The sequence below is a fragment of the Stutzerimonas chloritidismutans genome, from assembly GCF_020783375.1.
Lineage (GTDB): Bacteria > Pseudomonadota > Gammaproteobacteria > Pseudomonadales > Pseudomonadaceae > Stutzerimonas > Stutzerimonas kunmingensis.
Genome location: NZ_CP086067.1, coordinates 1,922,474 through 1,938,140, shown reverse-complemented (window position 1 = coordinate 1,938,140; position 15,667 = coordinate 1,922,474). Strand labels below are relative to the sequence as shown.

Here is a 15,667-nt window from a genome sequence, read left to right as displayed (position 1 = left end):
TGGAATTGGTTCTGATGCCTTCTAATTATTTTCTCGAATAAATGTTCATCGTTAGAGTTGAGTGACCTTTCCGATCTCCTGGAGGCCTGCCATGACGTTTGCGATCCTGCGTCGCCATTTCCTGCTCGGCAGTCTGAGCCTGCTGCTCGGAAGCCTGTTCATGCCGGTGTACGCGGCCGATCTATTGGATGAGGTCAAGGCCGACGGGGTTTTAGAGGTGGGCCTGGAAGGCACCTACCCGCCCTTCAACTACCAGGATGAAAGCGGTGAGTTGACCGGTTTCGAGGTGGACTTCGCCAATGCCCTGGCAGAGGAGCTGGGGGTCAAGGCCGAGTTCCAGCCGACCAAGTGGGACGGCATCCTTGCCGCCCTGGAATCCAAGCGCCTGGACGTGGTGATCAACCAGGTGACCATCTCCGAGGAGCGCAAGCAGAAGTACGACTTTTCCACGCCCTACACCGTCTCCGGCATCCAGGCGCTCACCCGCAAGGACGATGCCGACAGCATCAGGAATCCGACCGATCTCGCCGGCAAGAAGGTCGGGGTGGGTCTGGGCACCAACTACGAGCAGTGGCTGAAGGAAAACGTGCCCCAGGCCGATATCCGCACCTACGACGACGACCCGACCAAGTTTCAGGACCTCGCCGTCGGACGCATCGACGTGATCCTGATCGACCGTCTGGCCGCCTTCGAGATGGTCGAGAAAACCGGCGATCGCCTGGCGGTGGCCGGTGAAGCCTTCTCCCGCCAGGAGTCCGGTGTTGCCCTGCGCAAGGGCAACCCGCAGCTGCTCGCCGCCATTAACGAAGCCATAGCCAAGCTGCGCGCCGACGGCACGCTCAAGGAGCTATCGGAAAAGTGGTTCGGGGCTGACGTCACGCAATGATCGAGCGCAGCCTGCAGCTGGTCCTGGACTCCCTGCCCTTCCTGCTCAAGGGCGCGTGGTGGACCGTTGTCCTAAGCCTGGGCGGCATGTTCTTCGGTCTGCTGCTGGGCTTTGGCCTGGCGCTGCTGCGGCTGTACGCGTTTTGGCCGCTGCAGTGGCTGGCGCGGGTCTACGTGTCGTTCTTCCGCGGCACGCCGCTGCTGGTGCAGCTGTTCATGATCTATTACGGCCTGCCGCAACTGGGCATCCAGCTCGACCCGCTGCCGGCGGCGCTGATCGGTTTCTCGCTGAACATGGCGGCCTACACCGCCGAGATCCTGCGCGCCGCCATCGCCTCCATCGACCGTGGCCAGTGGGAGGCGGCCGCCAGCATCGGCATGGGCCGCGCGCAGACCCTGTACCGGGCCATCCTGCCGCAGGCCGCACGCACCGCCCTGCCCCCGCTGGGCAACAGTTTCATCTCTCTGGTCAAGGACACCGCCCTGGCTGCCACCATCCAGGTGCCGGAGCTGTTCCGCCAGGCGCAGCTGATCACCGCGCGCACCTTCGAGATCTTCACCATGTACCTGGCCGCTGCGCTGATCTACTGGTTGCTGGCCAGCGTGCTGGCGTACTTCCAGGGTCGCCTGGAACATCGGGTCAACCGCCACGAGCAGGACGCCTGATGATCACCGTGCGCAATCTGAGCAAATCCTTCAACGGCCAGGCGGTGCTCAAGGGCATCGACCTGGATATCGCCCCCGGCGAGGTGCTGGCGATCATCGGCCCCAGTGGATCCGGGAAGACGACGCTGCTGCGCTGCCTCAACCTGCTGGAGCAACCTGGCGGCGGGCAGATCAGCGTGGGCGAGATCCACATCGACGCCGACCGGCCGCTCAAGGCGCAGCAGGGGCTGATCCGCGAGCTGCGCCAGCACGTCGGTTTTGTGTTCCAGAACTTCAACCTGTTCCCACATCGAACCGCCCTCGAGAATGTCATCGAAGGCCCGGTGCAGGTGAAGAAGGAGCCACGCCGCGAGGCCATCGAGCGCGGCCGGGCACTGCTGGCCAAGGTGGGCCTGGAGGGTAAGGAAGATGCCTATCCCAGGCGCCTCTCCGGTGGCCAGCAACAGCGCGTGGCGATTGCCCGCGCGCTGGCCATGCAGCCGGACGTGATCCTGTTCGACGAGCCGACCTCGGCGCTCGATCCGGAATTGGTCGGCGAGGTGCTCGCCACCATCCGCAGCCTCGCTGAAGAGAAGCGCACGATGGTCATCGTCACGCACGAGATGAGCTTTGCCCGCGATGTGGCCGACAGGGCGATCTTCATCGACGACGGGGTGATCGTCGAACAGGGTGACGCCAGGCAGCTGCTCAGCGCACCGCAGCACGAACGCACGCGGCAGTTTCTGAGCAAGTTCATTGGCGACCAGGAGGGGCACTGAAGCGTCGGCTCGCTGCCGCCTCGGGGCATCAGGTGCCTAGAGCGCCGGTTTGGCTTCCGCCTTTTTTTATCGCCAGCCCGATTAGCCCCTCAATGCCGCCTCGATCGTGCCGATGTCGATCTTGCGCATGCCCATCATGGCGTCGAACGCGCGCTTGGCCGCTGCCCGATCAGGGCTGGTATAGGCCGCCGTCAGAACGCGTGGCGTGATTTGCCATGACAGGCCCCACTTGTCCTTGCACCAGCCGCATTCGCTTTCCTGGCCGCCGTTATCGACGATCGCGCTCCACAAGCGGTCCGTCTCGGCCTGGTCGTCGGTGGCAACCTGGAACGAGAACGCCTCGGAATGCTTGAAGGCCGGGCCCCCGTTTAGCCCGAGGCACGGGATCCCCATCACCGTGAACTCGACCGTCAGGACATCGCCCTGCTTGCCCGAGGGATAATCGCCCGGCGCACGATGCACGGCGCCCACGGCACTGTCCGGAAAGGTCTCGGCATAGAAGGTAGCCGCCTCTAGCGCAGTGCCGTCGTACCACAGGCAGATGGTGTTCTTGCTGTTCATTTCGGCCTCCATGTTGATTGTCTGGACGCCACCGAGCCGGTGCCCAGGCATCCGCCTGGAGCTGCGACCAGGGCATTGGCAGCATCATGTGGCTTTCAACGCTGCGAATACGTTGCGATGGCAGAACTAGTCGTACGGGCCCCTCGGCAATCGACACCTTCCCGTAGATTTGTCGCTACCCTGCGCTCAACCACAAACCGCATGGAAATTACGCCGATACTCGGAAGGCGTTGTGCTCAGCTGGGCCGCGAACTGCTGACGCAGCGACAGGGTGGTGCCAAAGCCGACCTGCGAGGCGACGCAATCGATGGGCATCTCCGTCGTTTCCAGCAACTGCTGGGCCCTTGCCACACGCTCGGCATTCAGCCACTTGATAAAGGTGGTACCGGTTGCTTCGCGGAACCGCCGGGTAAAGGTTCGCCGGCTCATATGGGCGACCTCGGCGAGGGCATCCAGCGACAACGCCTCATGCAGGTTTTGCCGCGCCCAAGTCAGCACCTCAGGTAACCGGCTCTCGCTCGGCAGTTGCGGCACCGGCTGCTCGATGTACTGCGCCTGTCCGCCCTGGCGATGCGGAGGGGTGACCAGCAGTCGCGCGATCCGATTGGCCACATCCGCACCGTGGCGCTGACGCAGCAAGTGTAGGCAGCAGTCGATGGCCGCCACCGTTCCGGCCGACGTGATGACGTTGTCGTCCGCCACGTAGAGCACGTCAGGCCGGAAATGGCTATTGGGGAAGCGCCGGGCAAACACCTCGCGCGCCACCCAGTGGGTGGTTGCTTCCCGCCCATCGAGCAGCCCGGCATCGCCCAGTACAAACGCGCCGAGACACAGGCCGACGATCAGCGCACCGCGCGCATGAGCCTGACGCAGACCATCGATCAGCTCCGCTGGCGCGGCAACCTCGGGATCATTCCAGGCAGGGACAATGACGATGTCGGCGCGTGCCATGGGCGTCATCCCGTCCGGCACGTCGATCGTCAGGCCCTGATCGCACCGCACCTTGCCCGGCTGCGCCGCACAGTAGGACACTTGATAGCGCGCACTGTCCGGCCCTTCATCCCCGGCACCCAATACCATTGCCGGCACGGAGAGATGGAACAGGCTCACGCCCTCGAACGCGACAACGCAGACATTCAGCGAGGACATGGGCATACCTCAGCGGTGTAGGTGGCCAGCGAGCATCGCATGGTTACGGAAGATATGGCCCATATCTTTCCGTGAATGCCACATGGGCCAACGATACGCCCACTTCGGCGGCTCCAGAATCTCGCTACAGAACGGCCGCACCGGTACCGAGACCGGCATAATGCTCGGGGCACCAGCTGGCAGGCCACTGGGCGCGCTCGCGGGTGCCGGGCTCGATTGGCTGGCCGATTGGGGCATTCACCCAGGTACCTGGCCTCAGTGGAACTGCCAATGCATTACGCGCAGAAGACCGCGAGACCGCGCTGGTAGGTTCGCCTTACAACAGCTCGCCATCGGAGAACAGGTCGATCAAGGCGGCAGACGCCTGCGTGCGCCTGGTACCGCTCAGCGGTCTTCGACGGACGGGCTGTCGCTTGGCCTCGATGTACCAGCAATCCAGCCCGCGCAATCGCACAGGCTGGATCGTTCTTTCAGCAAGAAAAATCAGCCCGCAAGATACTCTGCGGTCGATCCCAGCTTCGCATAGGCAAAGCCCAGAGCAGCCATCATCGCGGCGTGCACCTGCGCTGCGGGCACCTTAATGCCGCCAAACTCCAGGTCGAGGGTGGCACAGGCGTCATGGATGACGGTGACCGGATAGCCCATATCGGCCGCCGCGCGCACGCCAGCGTCAACACACATGTGGCTCATGGCACCGACTACGACCAACTCCTCTACGCCCCGCTCGTCCAGCAACTGCTTGAGATTGGTGTCGCGGAAGGAGTTCGGGTAATTCTTCACCACCACCGGTTCACCCGCCTGAGGCGCTACGGCGGCTTGGATCTGCACGCCATCGCTGCCGGGGACGAACACCGGCATTTCGCCGTGAGCGAACTCGTGACGAACGTGGATGACCGGGATGCCTTTGGCGCGGGCATCGGCGATCACTTTTGCCGCGTTGGCAACCGCGCCTTCGATGCCACTAAGCGGCAACTTGCCCGTTGGTAGGTATTCGTTCTGCAGGTCGATTACGACCACTGCACGCTTGCTCATGCTTAGCTCCTGCGAAGATGCTGTAGGAAATGACGAGAACATCATTGGTCATCCTCGCAGCACTGCTAAGGGGTGCGACCGACAACTTCGAGGGTGCTATCGACACATGCCGAATCAACCACAAATCGAACTGGGGATTGTGCTCTACCCCGGCGTGCAGATGGCGACGGTATTCGGCCTGACCGATCTGTTCGGCATCGCGGCGCGGTTCGATGGCGCGGCGGACGACCCGGATCGACCTCAACTGCGCATCAGCCATTGGCAACTCGGCGAAACCGGCCAGCCCGCCAAACGGGTCCACGACTCGCACCCCGATGCCTGCTGCACACCCAGCGTACTGATCCTCCCGCCCAGCCTGGAAGAGCCGATTTCGACCGAGGCCGCTCGCCCCTATCGCGACTGGCTCTGCCAACAGCATGAGGCCGGCGTCAGGCTGGCATCGATCTGCGCAGGCGCCTTTCTGCTTGGCGAGACAGGGTTACTTGCCGGACGCACGGCAACTACCCACTGGCTCTATGTCGAGCAATTCATGGCCCGCTTCCCCAATGTCCACCTGGATGCCGACCAGCTCATCATCGACGCCGATGACATCATCACCGCCGGTGGGCTTATGGCCTGGACCGATCTGGGGCTGCGGCTCGTCGACCGCTACCTGGGCGCAAAGGCCATGATCGATACCGCGCAGATGCTGGTCATCGACCCACCGGGTCGGCAGCAACGCTACTACAGCGCCTTCGCGCCGCGGTTGAACCACGGCGACAGCGCCATTCTCGCCGTCCAGCACTGGTTGCATGAGACCGCTGCCGAAGACGTTGCATTGGCCGAGCTCGCTCGACGAGCGGGCCTTGAGGAAAGGACCTTTCTGCGCCGTTTCCGCAAGGCCACTGGTATGACCACCACCGACTATTGCCAGCGGCTACGGGTCGCCCGCGCCCGAGAGTTGCTGCAGACAGGCCGCCTGCCCATCGAGCGGGTCGCCTGGGAGGTCGGTTACGCGGACCCGGGCGCTTTCAGGAAAGTGTTCACCCGTGTCGTCGGGCTGACGCCCGGGGCCTATCGACGCCGGTTTGGCATGGAGCCAGGCGCTACCGGCTGAGCACTGCCGATTTTCCATTCAGCTTGGCCTAAATTTATCGATGATTGTCTTTCAGGCCGATTTCGCCCCCAAGGCCCGGTGCCCACAATGCGTACTCCTTCCACAGCACCTTTGGAGTCGCCCCATGCTGTTTCAACGCACGCTCGCAACGTCCCTCTTTCTCGCGCTCGGCCTTACCGCTGGCACGGGCTGGGCCAATGACACCAATACCAGTTCGTCCGCCTCGGCTGGTGCCGCCGTGCAGATGCAGCAGATCCGCAATGCCACGGTAAAGATCAGCTACGCCGATACCACGTTCCTCGTGGACCCGATGCTCGCGAAAAAAGGCGCTTACCCTGGGTTCGAAGGCACCTATCGCAGCGAGCTGCGCAACCCGCTGGTCGAACTGCCGACGTCGACCCAGGAGATCCTCGCTGGGGTGGACGCAATCATCGTCACACACACCCACCTCGACCATTGGGACGATGCTGCCCAGAAGCTGCTGCCCAAGGATCTGCCGCTATTCGTACAGAACGAGTCGGACGCCAAGATCATCCGCGATCAAGGCTTCAAGGATGTCCGCATCCTTGAAGATGGGACCGAGTTCGGGGGGGTCACGCTGAGCAAGACTGGTGGGCAGCACGGCACCGACACGATGTACGCCAATGCACCACTTGCTGCTCTTCTCGGGGAAGCGATGGGTGTTGTGTTCCAGGCCCCGGGCCAGAAGACCATGTACCTGATTGGCGACACCATTTGGCGTGACGAAGTTGACCAGGCGCTGGCGCGGTACAACCCGGAGGTAGTCGTCGTTAACGCCGGCTATGCCTTGGTAAACGGTTACGAGGGCGCCATCATCATGGGCAAGAAAGATCTCGCCCATGCAGCGCAGGCTGTGCCCAACGCCCGCATCGTGGCAACCCACCTGGACGCTATTAATCATATGAGTCAAACCCGCCAGGAGCTCAAAGCCTACGTCGTCGAGCAGGGTATTCAAGACCGCGTGGACATCCCGGCAGACGGGGCTGTGGTCAAGTTCTAAGTGCAACGCCAGGCCGCCCTACTCAGGGCGGCCTTTGTGCTTATCGACGTCCAAGCCCAGCACCCGAAACTTGCGACTGCCGTAGCGTTTGCGGCTGCGGGGCTTTTGGCTAGTTTGGACGGGCACTCATGCGCACCGTCCCGTCGCCGCGGAGGTGAATGACGTAGTCGGCCTTGGCAATCACAGATGGGCGATGGGTGATCATCACCAGTGTCCGGGCGTTGGCCTTGAGCACATCGATGGTGCGCTCCTCGCTCTCGACATCCAGGGCCGAGGTGGGCTCGTCCAGGAGGATCGTCGGCGTTCCCCGCGCCAACGCCCGGGCGATCGCGATGCGCTGCTTCTCGCCGCCCGACACGGCAGCGGCATCGAACCCCACGTGCCTGTCCGTGGTCGGGGTGTCGCTGGCATGGGCGTCGAGTCCGAGCTGGCCGAGTAGGCTGTTGAGCTGGTCGTCGCTCAAGTTTCCCTTTGCACCGTAGCGGACATTGTCGGCCACGCTGCCGGCGATGAGCAGAGGATGCTGGGTAACGACCGACACGGCGTCCAGCAATGCGGTTCGGTCCAGGGTGATCGTGTCCATGCCGAACGCCCTGACCGTGCCCGCCTCCGGCTGGATCAGCCCCACCAGCAGGCGCAACAGCGTCGTCTTGCCGGCACCCGAGGGGCCAGTGATTGCGTAGGTATGGCCCTGGTGGATCTGCAGGTCGACGCTGTCGAGGATCGTCCGACCCTCCGCCCGGTAGGTCACGCCCTCGAGCTCGAATAGGACCTCCGCGTCGGTGTTGGGGATCGTGTGGCCCCGAGGCTCGGTTTCCAGGTCCAGGTAATGAAAGCCCCTGTCCAGCAGGACCAGGTGGTTACGTAGCTCGATCAGTACGCTGGCCAGCAGGGCCAGGCGCATCGTCAGCTGCATGACGTAGCCGTTGATCATGACGAAGTCACCGACGGTGTAGGTGCCCTTCGCGACTTCGCTGACGATGTATAGCGTCGAGGCCAGGAGCAACGCACCGACGAGGGTGACCTGCAGCAGCATGAGCAGGCCGATGCGCAGGTTGCCCACGGTCACGCTGTCGATGAAGCCGCCCGCCTTGGAGCCGAAGCGCTGCCTCTCGAGGGGCTGGGCATTGTTGAGCTTGATCTCCTCGACCAGGCGCATCCGCTCGGTGAAATGCGACATCACCTGATTGTTCGATTCCATTATGCGCTGGTGGATGCCCTTGGCCTTGCGTGACAGCAGCACCGAAAGCCCAACCAGCCCGACGATGGCCATGATGAAGAACGCCGCGAAGGCGACGCTGATCAATGTGGCGAGCACCGCGAATACGAACAGCAGCTCAACCAGTGTCGGCAGCACGATCCAGAACAGCGTGCTGGTCAGCGCACTGAAGGCACCCTTTGAACGCTGTGCATCGGCGACCAGCACGCCCTGGTCGAGCTTGCGCAGCTCGGCCTGTGGCACCTTGAGCAGGTGATCGAAGAACGCGCGGTAGAAGGCCGCATCGCAGCGCACCAGCACCGCGGCGGAGAGTATGTTCTTGGTCCACTCCAGCACCTGCGCGCCGGTCCAGCACAGTGCATAGGCTGCCGCCGTGACCAGGATAATGCTCATGGCATCGCCTGCGGCGAGTCGGTTGGTTGCCTCGCGAAGCAGGACCGGAACGGCGGCGTTCAGTAGCGCCAATGCCAGCAGGATCGCAGAGGCGATCGCGAAGTAGGTAAAGGCCTTCGGGTAGTAGGAACGGGCAAGGGTTAGTGCTCGGCGATACTGCTGCAGCGCTTGCGTCATTCGGCACCCCGCAGGCGGTGGAGAGATCGGGCGACATGGTCAGGCTCACCTAGGGGCTGGCCGTTTACCTCCAGCCAGGCATGTGCCATGAAACTGTACTTCTGCACACCGATCTCGACGGTAGCATTGACGCCATGGCGGGCGAGACGTTCGCGCAAGGCGAGAGAGAATTCAAGGCAGGCGACTTTGCATGGGAGCCAACGAGCGGCACGGATCAGGGCGCAGATTTCCCGGTTGAGTGTCTTCGTTGCCGGGCCCTCGCTGAAGAGGTTGGCCTGGCCTCTCTCAAGCAGACGGTGAAGCGACACGCACTTGAGCAGAAAGCACACCTTTGCAAGGGAAAGACCGGCAACTAGCACCTCCTGGGCAGACGGACAGCTCGCATGATGGCGGGCCTTGTAGCGGATCGACTCGCTCCAGGTGAAGTCATCGAGTCCAGGCGCGTGGCTCCGATTGAGCCTTGGCATCGACACGGCGTGCTCCAGGATGCCTTCGGCAATAAAGCGCTCGGCAAGCGGACCCATGGCTCGCCCCTCGATGGCGTCGACGAGCTCACGCGATGCGTCGCGGTCGAACAGGACGAACTCGTTCGAGCGGGCATCGAGCAGCACCAGCTCGCCATCTGCCAACACATGAAAAACCGAAGACGCGAACCTCAGGAATCGATCTGCCATCGAGCCACCCCCGAAAGACGAGACCAATGCTGCATGAATAGCTCCAGCGAAAGCGCATTCATGAGCTGCGGATGGATCTCCGTGGAGCCAAGCGCGGCCGCTCGCAACGCCCGCTGCATATCCTCAACGCGGTACATCTTGTGCTTCGCACCGATGCCCCGCTCCAAAAGCGCCGCCAATATTTCCTCCTTGAGCTGGATGGCCCGCTGAAAAGCGCCGGTAAGGTGACCTTTGCTTATGCGGCTGAAGTCCTCGGTCTGGTGGTAGTCATTCATCGCCGTTCTGAACGGCAGCCTGGATTGCCCCTGACCTACATGCTCGTGCGGGGCGATCGACAGCGCGTAGTTCAACATCGCGGGACAGGTGAATGGGTGAACCAGCCTGTACTGCGGACCTAGCCTGCTCCAGATCGCATTTTCGTAGCAGGCCTGCTGGATCAGTCGTCGGTGTAAGCGTTTTCCCGGCGTGAGGCTCAAAGAACTACGGCCAATGCCGCGACCGACCCTGCGATATCGCAACGGAGCAAGCACACCCCCGCCATGGAATTCGACGAGGGTCCGGTAGTACCTCAGGGCTTCGCGAAAACGGGCATGGAACAAAAGGTCCAGCATGGGGACCGGGCTCGGCGGATCAAGGAAGATGTGATCGCCGCCATGACCGTTGACCACGATAGCGTCGGTGCGCCCGTCGATCGCATCCCGAACGAGCCGATCCCGCTCCGCCATCATGAACAGCGATACGCTGGGCCTGTCCGGCTCAAACTGCGCTGGCACCTCGAATAGTCCCCCCGGGGACAGGGTTGCAACCCGGTGTTCGAAACCAAGCTTGCCGGCTACGCGCTTGGCATGCTCGACATCGCAGGAGCCCGGGAAGAGAGGATCGGCCCAGGTAATTGCCAGCACATCGTGTCGGCCAGAAAGCGCGTGGGCGATAGCTGTCGAATCGGTGCCGCCGGATAGTTCGAGTACGACGGTCGAAGCGGAATCTGGGATGGCCTGCTTCAGAAGCACTGCGGGATGATCAAAGGATGTGTTGCCGCACTGCGCCTGGCGCCACGGTTCAAAGGACCATGAGCACCCACCGGCATTCAGCGATAGGGCCGCGTTTGGGACCAATTGGAAAACGTCGCGCCAGGCAGTCGCATGGGTTGCCGTCTCACCAAAGTGCAAATGATGGCGTAGGTAGCCTGGGTTGAGGGCCGGTCGTATCGACTTCAACAGGTGCTTCAGGGAAGTCCAGATGCTGAAACTTGCTGATGCAGCTCGAACGTAGAAGACTTCGGAGCCCGTGTTCGTCAGCACGGCCGCATCTCGTAGAAGCCGTATCTGGAGTCCCGGTACGATCTCCTGCGCTGTCGGGGCCGCAGCCGATCCGTACCCTGCCTTGAAAATCTGCGTCATCGAGGTGACAAGATCTGGGTGACGACGACGCCGCCACCCAGAGGTCCATCAACGGGACCAGACGCCATAGCTACCCTCGACGATCGCGCCGCCCGGTACGCCGTTGATTTTCGCTTTGGCGTTCTTGATGACGACGGCCCGATCCATCACGTTTCGATTGGATTTGCGCTTTTGAAGAAGCTTGAACATGGCGATACCCCTCTTACGTTGACGAGGCGGGATGCCTCGCCATCAGCCTAAGGGGTAAGGCTCGGAAAACTAGCTGGCAAATATGCCAGGTGTCGCGCCCGGCCTTGCAGCTCCAAGATGTCGTGGCAGGTTTCGACCCGTGCAGTCGCCTCTCCCTGCTTGATCAAGCGCACAAGTGTGCAAGGCACGTCGCGACGTTTCATCGGCCGCACCCGGAAAAGGAAGCCAAGCCCTATCAGGTGCGCGACGCTAGGGCATTCCTCGAGCAGGCAGGAGTCAAGCCATGAATCCGATGACCTACAAGGGCTACGCCGCCCGGATCGAGTACAGCGATGAGGACGGGCTGTTTATCGGCCACATTGCGGGAATCCGCGACATCGTGGGGTTTCATGGGGAATCGGTCGCAGCGCTGAGACAGGCATTCAAGGAAGCGGTGGACGATTACCTGGACACCTGCGAGAAGATCAACAAGGCGCCTCAAAAACCCTATTCCGGCAAGCTGAGCCTGCGACTGGAGCCCATGCTGCACGCATCGGTTGCAGTGAAGGCCGAACTGGCGAACAAGAGCATCAACCAATGGGTGGTCGACGTCCTTACCCGCGAGACGCATGCCTGAGCGCTACGCAACCACATGAGCCGGTACCACGCTTGTCCCGCCCGAGCCCCCTCCTCTGAACATTATCCTCCCCGGCCGGGGCCCGCTGCCTGACGCGGCGACTGAGCGGTCTCGCCCGCCAACCAGCGCCATCAGGAATAATCGCCCGGTGTTTCGCCGGAGCGATTCGCCGCGAAATACAAAGGCCCAGTGCCCCAGGTGGGCGGCAGGTCGAGATCCAACTGGCCCCACAAGGTCAGTTGGCCCTTCCGGTAAGCATCGCTCTTGACGAGCGCGAAGTGCACCTTCTTCATCGCTAGCATGAGCGCCTGAACGCCATCTTCGCCAGAGGCGTAGCCTCGGTCCTCATGATCCGGCCAGTCCAGTTCGTAGTGGCATTGGAATTCGCCACCCGTAGCCTTCGTCGGAGTGGAAAAACGGGCAACGACGTCCGTATCGCCCATTTCGAATCTGCGCTCAACGAAGATGGCCATGACGGGTCTCCTTGTAGGCGGGCTGAAGTCCGAGTTCTTGTGATCGCCCGGCAGAAGCATTGCTCAGTGCAGCGCGGACGATTCGTCCATGCCGGCGTCCTTGGCCAGACTCACGCTCCAGTGTCCGCCAGTTTCCTGGACGGCATTGAGAAGGTCGTAGGTCTTGACCATGTTCAGCAATCCCGAGTGCCCGTACGCGCTGGGCGAGAACGCGGGATCGGCACGCTTGAGATATCCGCCCAGGGCGCTGAGCGTCACCTTTCCTTCGTTCGTTCCCGCCACCATCAGCGCGACGGCATCGACCACGAAGCGCGGGCGCCGCTTGGCCGGCGGCCTGGGCGGTTCGGCCTTGGATTCGGTCTTCGCTGGACAGGCGATCTTCGGCGCACGTTCCGGCGATTCGACCGCCTGCTCCGGCTCTGGCGCCGGTCGAGTCCATTCGAAGAACTCGTCGCTGGCGTTTCTCAGTGCATCCGGGGTCTTGGCCTCGCCCACGATGCAGACGGTTGCGCCCCGCTCTCGCAGCTTGCGGCACAGGTAGGCAAAGTCCGAGTCGCTGGTGACCAGGCAGAAGGTGTCGGCACGCGCATCAAACAGTGCCTCGAGCGCATCGAGGGCAAGCGCGATATCTGCGGTGTTCTTACCTGCGGCGTACTGGTACTGCAGGCACGGTGTGAAGGCAAGGCGCACGAGCGCCTCCTGCCACCGATTGGCAAGCGTGCCATGGTTGCCATAGCCCCGGCGCAACACGACACGCCCGAACTGGGCGATCACGCGCAGCGCATGCTCAAGGATCTCGGGCGTTACGTTGTCGCAATCAACGAGTACCGCGACGCGTGCCTCACCCGTGGCAGAACATGCCATCCCCTTTCTCCTCTTATTGTCTTCCTTGAAACCGCCCCTTTTGGGGCGGTCATAAGCGAACCGATGCTAACGCAATGGCTGGTGACCCTGCATCTGGACTGTATCCATTGGAAAACACTGCTAACGGTTTCGAACCTCGCCGATGGTCTAGGTCCGCGTACTTTTGCATGACGTGCGCTATGCTCGGCGCGCCCGGCAACACGCGCCGTGTCCCAACAGGTAGCTCGCCCGTGTCGATTCGCTCCCGTCTAGTTTGGCTAGTCATCGCCGTTATCGCCCCGGCACTCGCTTTTGCGTTGTATGGCACCTATTCGGTCTACCGTGCGCAGTCGGCGCAGGTTGACCAGGGGATGAAAGAGGTTTCCCGTGCCGTCGCGCTCGCCGTGGATCGCGAGCTGGCGCGGTATGCAACGATCGTTACGACGCTCGCCGCCTCTCCGACCATCATCAAAGGCAACGTACGAACCTTTCACGAGCGTCTTCAGCAAACCAAGCATGCGGTAGGCGCGAGCGTAACGATCTTCGATACGAACGGCGTCGCGTTGGCCGATACCGACTATCCGTTTGGCACACCCTTACCGAGCCTGCCTAGTTATCCAAAGTTCACGACCACAACGGAAGTTGAGGTGAGTCCATCGTTTAGTGATCGGGAGACCGGAACTCACAGCATTGCAATCCGCCGGCCGGTTATTCGCGACGGCGAGGCGGTGTATTTCCTTGTCATGGAGTTCCCGGTTGCAGGTATCGGCGCACTTCTGGAGCAACAAGCCTTGCCGAAGAAGTGGCTCGGTGTGATTTTGGATCAAGGCAATACGGTAGTCGCCCGCACACGTGATCCGGACAAGCATATCGGTAAACCGGCGAGCGCCGATTTCATCGACCAGCTGCGTGCCTCGCCAGGTAACGACGGGAGGGTGTTATCGATAACGCGCGATGGCGTGCAGGTGACAACGTTCTTCAGCCATGCCCCGGCATCGGGCTGGACGGCACTGGTTGCCATTCCTCGCGATGAATTGCTAGCCAGCGTGCTTGCGCCAACGGGGACCATGGTGATCGGCATTCTTGTCGTGTTGTTCCTTGCGGTCATGGCGGCGATTGCAGTCGGACGCACCATCACCCGGCCACTTGCGCAGCTCGATGAGGCTGCCACTGCCCTGGCGCGAGGTGAAGTGTTCAGTCCGCCGATAACGGGCATGGGCGAGACCGACCGAACTGCACAGGTTATGGCCCAAGCCAGCGTCACGATTCACCGTTCCAGCCAGCAGATGGCTGAACGGGTAAAGGACGCCGTTGCACAGGCGGAGCGCTCTCACCAGGCATTGTTGCAGGGACAAAAGCTCGAAGCGTTGGGTAACCTCACAGCCGGGATCTCCCATGAGTTCAATAATCTGCTGCAAAGCATGACCATGGGTTTGCAGCTGGCCGAGATGCTGACATCCCATCCGAGGGCCGCGCGTGCAATCGAGGGTTGCCAGCGTTCGGTAGATCGGGCGACTCGTCTCACACGCCAGTTGATGGCATTCAGCAGAAGCCGCACCGCCGACGTAGAACAGGTTGACCTACGAAACTCGATTCTCGGCATGCACGAGTTGCTGACCGGTGCCCTCCCCAATCGGGTGACGTTGGAGATGAACCTGCCCGACGGCTCGTGGCCGACGGTCATCGACCCCGTGCAATGCGAGCTGGCTATCCTCAATCTTGCCATCAACGCGCGCGATGCAATGCCTGAAGGGGGCCGCCTGGTCATCGGCCTGCATCAGCCCACCCTGCCGCGTGACAATCCATTAGGCCTGGCGCCCGGGCCTTACCTGTGCGTGGACGTCGAGGATTCGGGATGCGGCATGAGTCAGGAGATACAGGCGCGCGTATTCGAGCCCTTTTTCACCACCAAACCCATCGGTGAAGGCACTGGACTGGGCCTGGCGCAGGTCTACGGTTTCGCGCGCCAGTCCGGTGGGGCAGTAACGATCACGAGCGAGATCGACAAAGGCACACGCGTGTGCTTGCTATTGCCCCGCATAGAACATGGGCCCAGCACTGGGCAACAGGATCAAGGCACATCGTTTCCTCCTACCCACCCGGCGCGCATTCTTTTGGTCGATGACGACCCCGAAGTGCGCGAAGCGATGGTGGGAATGCTCGAGGAGTTGGGTTACCAAGTCGATGAAGTCTCCTCGGCTGATGCAGCGCTGGCTCGATTGGCAGGTGAGCCTCGGCCAGCGATTGACGTACTGCTGTCGGACGTCGTCATGCCCGGAAGACTTGACGGGGTTGGGCTGGCGGACGAAGTGCATCGCCTCTATCCGAAGATCCACATCCTCCTCGCCACCGGTTTTACGACGCGGCTTTCACCTGAGTCCCGATATCGAGTATTGGCAAAGCCTTTCAGTCACCAGGCCCTTGCTGAAACCCTAGCGGAGGTCTTCGCCTCGGATGGGCCCCGGCTTCCCGCAGCGACGTGAATGCGCCGGACAGCTGCCCAACGGCGAACGGC

Annotated in this window: 16 protein-coding genes and 1 pseudogene; 8 read left to right on the top strand and 9 right to left on the bottom strand. The window is 62.1% G+C overall.

What is annotated here, in order from left to right:
* The first annotated feature begins 91 nt into the window (after positions 1-91).
* Genes tcyJ through tcyN form a run of 3 tightly spaced genes read left to right on the top strand, consistent with a single transcriptional unit; the run spans position 92 to position 2,309 of the window.
* Positions 92-886, top strand: coding sequence for a cystine ABC transporter substrate-binding protein (gene tcyJ / locus LLJ08_RS09150; RefSeq protein ID WP_228208754.1), 795 nt, complete (start codon positions 92-94; stop codon positions 884-886).
* Positions 883-1,551 (top strand): cystine ABC transporter permease, encoded by a 669-nt coding sequence (gene tcyL, locus LLJ08_RS09145; RefSeq protein ID WP_228208753.1) that lies wholly within the window; start codon positions 883-885, stop codon positions 1,549-1,551. Before tcyJ ends, tcyL begins: the two co-directional genes overlap by 4 nt.
* The gene (gene tcyN, locus LLJ08_RS09140) at positions 1,551-2,309 is read left to right on the top strand and encodes an L-cystine ABC transporter ATP-binding protein TcyN (RefSeq protein ID WP_228208752.1); all 759 of its coding nucleotides are present in this window, start codon (positions 1,551-1,553) and stop codon (positions 2,307-2,309) included. The genes tcyL and tcyN overlap by 1 nt, the downstream gene beginning before the upstream one ends.
* An 81-nt stretch (positions 2,310-2,390) precedes the next feature.
* On the opposite strand, the gene LLJ08_RS09135 is transcribed toward tcyN, so the two are convergent.
* The 3 genes from LLJ08_RS09135 to LLJ08_RS09125 form a co-directional block, all read right to left on the bottom strand.
* On the bottom strand, positions 2,391-2,870 hold the full coding sequence (locus tag LLJ08_RS09135; protein WP_228208751.1) for a VOC family protein: 480 nt from the start codon (positions 2,868-2,870) through the stop codon (positions 2,391-2,393).
* 186 nt (positions 2,871-3,056) lie between these two features.
* On the bottom strand, positions 3,057-4,019 hold the full coding sequence (locus tag LLJ08_RS09130; RefSeq protein ID WP_101152439.1) for a GlxA family transcriptional regulator: 963 nt from the start codon (positions 4,017-4,019) through the stop codon (positions 3,057-3,059).
* Positions 4,020-4,502: 483 nt separating this feature from the next.
* Positions 4,503-5,051 carry a cysteine hydrolase family protein gene (locus LLJ08_RS09125; RefSeq protein WP_101152441.1) on the bottom strand — a complete coding sequence of 183 codons (549 nt, stop codon included), beginning with the start codon at positions 5,049-5,051 and terminating at the stop codon, positions 4,503-4,505.
* Positions 5,052-5,157: 106 nt separating this feature from the next.
* Between LLJ08_RS09125 and LLJ08_RS09120 the strand changes: the two genes are divergently transcribed.
* Together LLJ08_RS09120 and LLJ08_RS09115 are read left to right on the top strand one after the other, a co-directional pair.
* The gene (locus LLJ08_RS09120; RefSeq protein WP_228208750.1) at positions 5,158-6,147 is read left to right on the top strand and encodes a GlxA family transcriptional regulator; all 990 of its coding nucleotides are present in this window, start codon (positions 5,158-5,160) and stop codon (positions 6,145-6,147) included.
* 124 nt (positions 6,148-6,271) lie between these two features.
* Positions 6,272-7,168, top strand: a complete 897-nt coding sequence (locus LLJ08_RS09115; protein WP_101152445.1) for an MBL fold metallo-hydrolase — start codon at positions 6,272-6,274, stop codon at positions 7,166-7,168.
* Between the two features lie 109 nt (positions 7,169-7,277).
* Here LLJ08_RS09115 and LLJ08_RS09110 read toward each other — a convergent pair whose 3' ends face one another.
* From LLJ08_RS09110 to LLJ08_RS09095, 4 genes are all read right to left on the bottom strand, one after another.
* A complete protein-coding gene (locus tag LLJ08_RS09110) occupies positions 7,278-8,957 on the bottom strand; it encodes an ATP-binding cassette domain-containing protein (RefSeq protein WP_228208749.1) in 1,680 nt (559 codons plus the stop codon).
* Entirely contained in the window at positions 8,954-9,631 is a 678-nt protein-coding gene (locus LLJ08_RS09105; RefSeq protein ID WP_228208748.1) for a lasso peptide biosynthesis B2 protein, read from the bottom strand. The genes LLJ08_RS09110 and LLJ08_RS09105 overlap by 4 nt, the downstream gene beginning before the upstream one ends.
* The gene (locus LLJ08_RS09100; protein WP_228208747.1) at positions 9,613-10,932 is read right to left on the bottom strand and encodes an asparagine synthase-related protein; all 1,320 of its coding nucleotides are present in this window, start codon (positions 10,930-10,932) and stop codon (positions 9,613-9,615) included. Before LLJ08_RS09100 ends, LLJ08_RS09105 begins: the two co-directional genes overlap by 19 nt.
* Positions 10,933-11,079: 147 nt before the next feature.
* Complete coding sequence (locus tag LLJ08_RS09095) at positions 11,080-11,220, bottom strand: hypothetical protein (protein WP_156113666.1); 141 nt, start codon at positions 11,218-11,220, stop codon at positions 11,080-11,082.
* Between the two features lie 188 nt (positions 11,221-11,408).
* Between LLJ08_RS09095 and LLJ08_RS09090 the strand changes: the two are divergent.
* Positions 11,409-11,507 (top strand): annotated as a pseudogene (locus LLJ08_RS09090) (type II toxin-antitoxin system HicA family toxin); the annotation flags it as partial.
* Entirely contained in the window at positions 11,504-11,836 is a 333-nt protein-coding gene (locus LLJ08_RS09085) for a type II toxin-antitoxin system HicB family antitoxin (RefSeq protein ID WP_045159467.1), read from the top strand. The pseudogene LLJ08_RS09090 and the gene LLJ08_RS09085, both read left to right, overlap by 4 nt.
* Positions 11,837-11,967: 131 nt before the next feature.
* On the opposite strand, the gene LLJ08_RS09080 is transcribed toward LLJ08_RS09085, so the two are convergent.
* Positions 11,968-12,309 (bottom strand): DUF6968 family protein, encoded by a 342-nt coding sequence (locus LLJ08_RS09080; RefSeq protein ID WP_101152454.1) that lies wholly within the window; start codon positions 12,307-12,309, stop codon positions 11,968-11,970.
* A gap of 63 nt (positions 12,310-12,372) precedes the next feature.
* On the bottom strand, positions 12,373-13,173 hold the full coding sequence (locus tag LLJ08_RS09075; RefSeq protein ID WP_228208746.1) for an NYN domain-containing protein: 801 nt from the start codon (positions 13,171-13,173) through the stop codon (positions 12,373-12,375).
* A 230-nt stretch (positions 13,174-13,403) separates the two neighbouring features.
* On the opposite strand from LLJ08_RS09075, the gene LLJ08_RS09070 reads away from it, so the two are divergent.
* Positions 13,404-15,635, top strand: a complete 2,232-nt coding sequence (locus LLJ08_RS09070; RefSeq protein ID WP_228208745.1) for a hybrid sensor histidine kinase/response regulator — start codon at positions 13,404-13,406, stop codon at positions 15,633-15,635.
* The last annotated feature ends 32 nt before the right edge of the window (positions 15,636-15,667 follow it).

Bases quoted from the DNA above. Each gene is read 5' to 3' on its own strand.
- tcyJ (WP_228208754.1), top strand. From the start codon at position 92: ATGACGTTTGCGATCCTGCGTCGCCATTTCCTGCTCGGCAGTCTGAGC.
- LLJ08_RS09110 (WP_228208749.1), bottom strand. From the start codon at position 8,957: ATGACGCAAGCGCTGCAGCAGTATCGCCGAGCACTAACCCTTGCCCGT.
- LLJ08_RS09130 (WP_101152439.1), bottom strand. From the start codon at position 4,019: ATGTCCTCGCTGAATGTCTGCGTTGTCGCGTTCGAGGGCGTGAGCCTG.
- LLJ08_RS09085 (WP_045159467.1), top strand. From the start codon at position 11,504: ATGAATCCGATGACCTACAAGGGCTACGCCGCCCGGATCGAGTACAGC.
- tcyL (WP_228208753.1), top strand. From the start codon at position 883: ATGATCGAGCGCAGCCTGCAGCTGGTCCTGGACTCCCTGCCCTTCCTG.
- LLJ08_RS09080 (WP_101152454.1), bottom strand. From the start codon at position 12,309: ATGGCCATCTTCGTTGAGCGCAGATTCGAAATGGGCGATACGGACGTC.
- tcyN (WP_228208752.1), top strand. From the start codon at position 1,551: ATGATCACCGTGCGCAATCTGAGCAAATCCTTCAACGGCCAGGCGGTG.
- LLJ08_RS09105 (WP_228208748.1), bottom strand. From the start codon at position 9,631: ATGGCAGATCGATTCCTGAGGTTCGCGTCTTCGGTTTTTCATGTGTTG.
- LLJ08_RS09075 (WP_228208746.1), bottom strand. From the start codon at position 13,173: ATGGCATGTTCTGCCACGGGTGAGGCACGCGTCGCGGTACTCGTTGAT.
- LLJ08_RS09135 (WP_228208751.1), bottom strand. From the start codon at position 2,870: ATGAACAGCAAGAACACCATCTGCCTGTGGTACGACGGCACTGCGCTA.
- LLJ08_RS09095 (WP_156113666.1), bottom strand. From the start codon at position 11,220: ATGTTCAAGCTTCTTCAAAAGCGCAAATCCAATCGAAACGTGATGGAT.
- LLJ08_RS09115 (WP_101152445.1), top strand. From the start codon at position 6,272: ATGCTGTTTCAACGCACGCTCGCAACGTCCCTCTTTCTCGCGCTCGGC.
- LLJ08_RS09125 (WP_101152441.1), bottom strand. From the start codon at position 5,051: ATGAGCAAGCGTGCAGTGGTCGTAATCGACCTGCAGAACGAATACCTA.
- LLJ08_RS09120 (WP_228208750.1), top strand. From the start codon at position 5,158: ATGCCGAATCAACCACAAATCGAACTGGGGATTGTGCTCTACCCCGGC.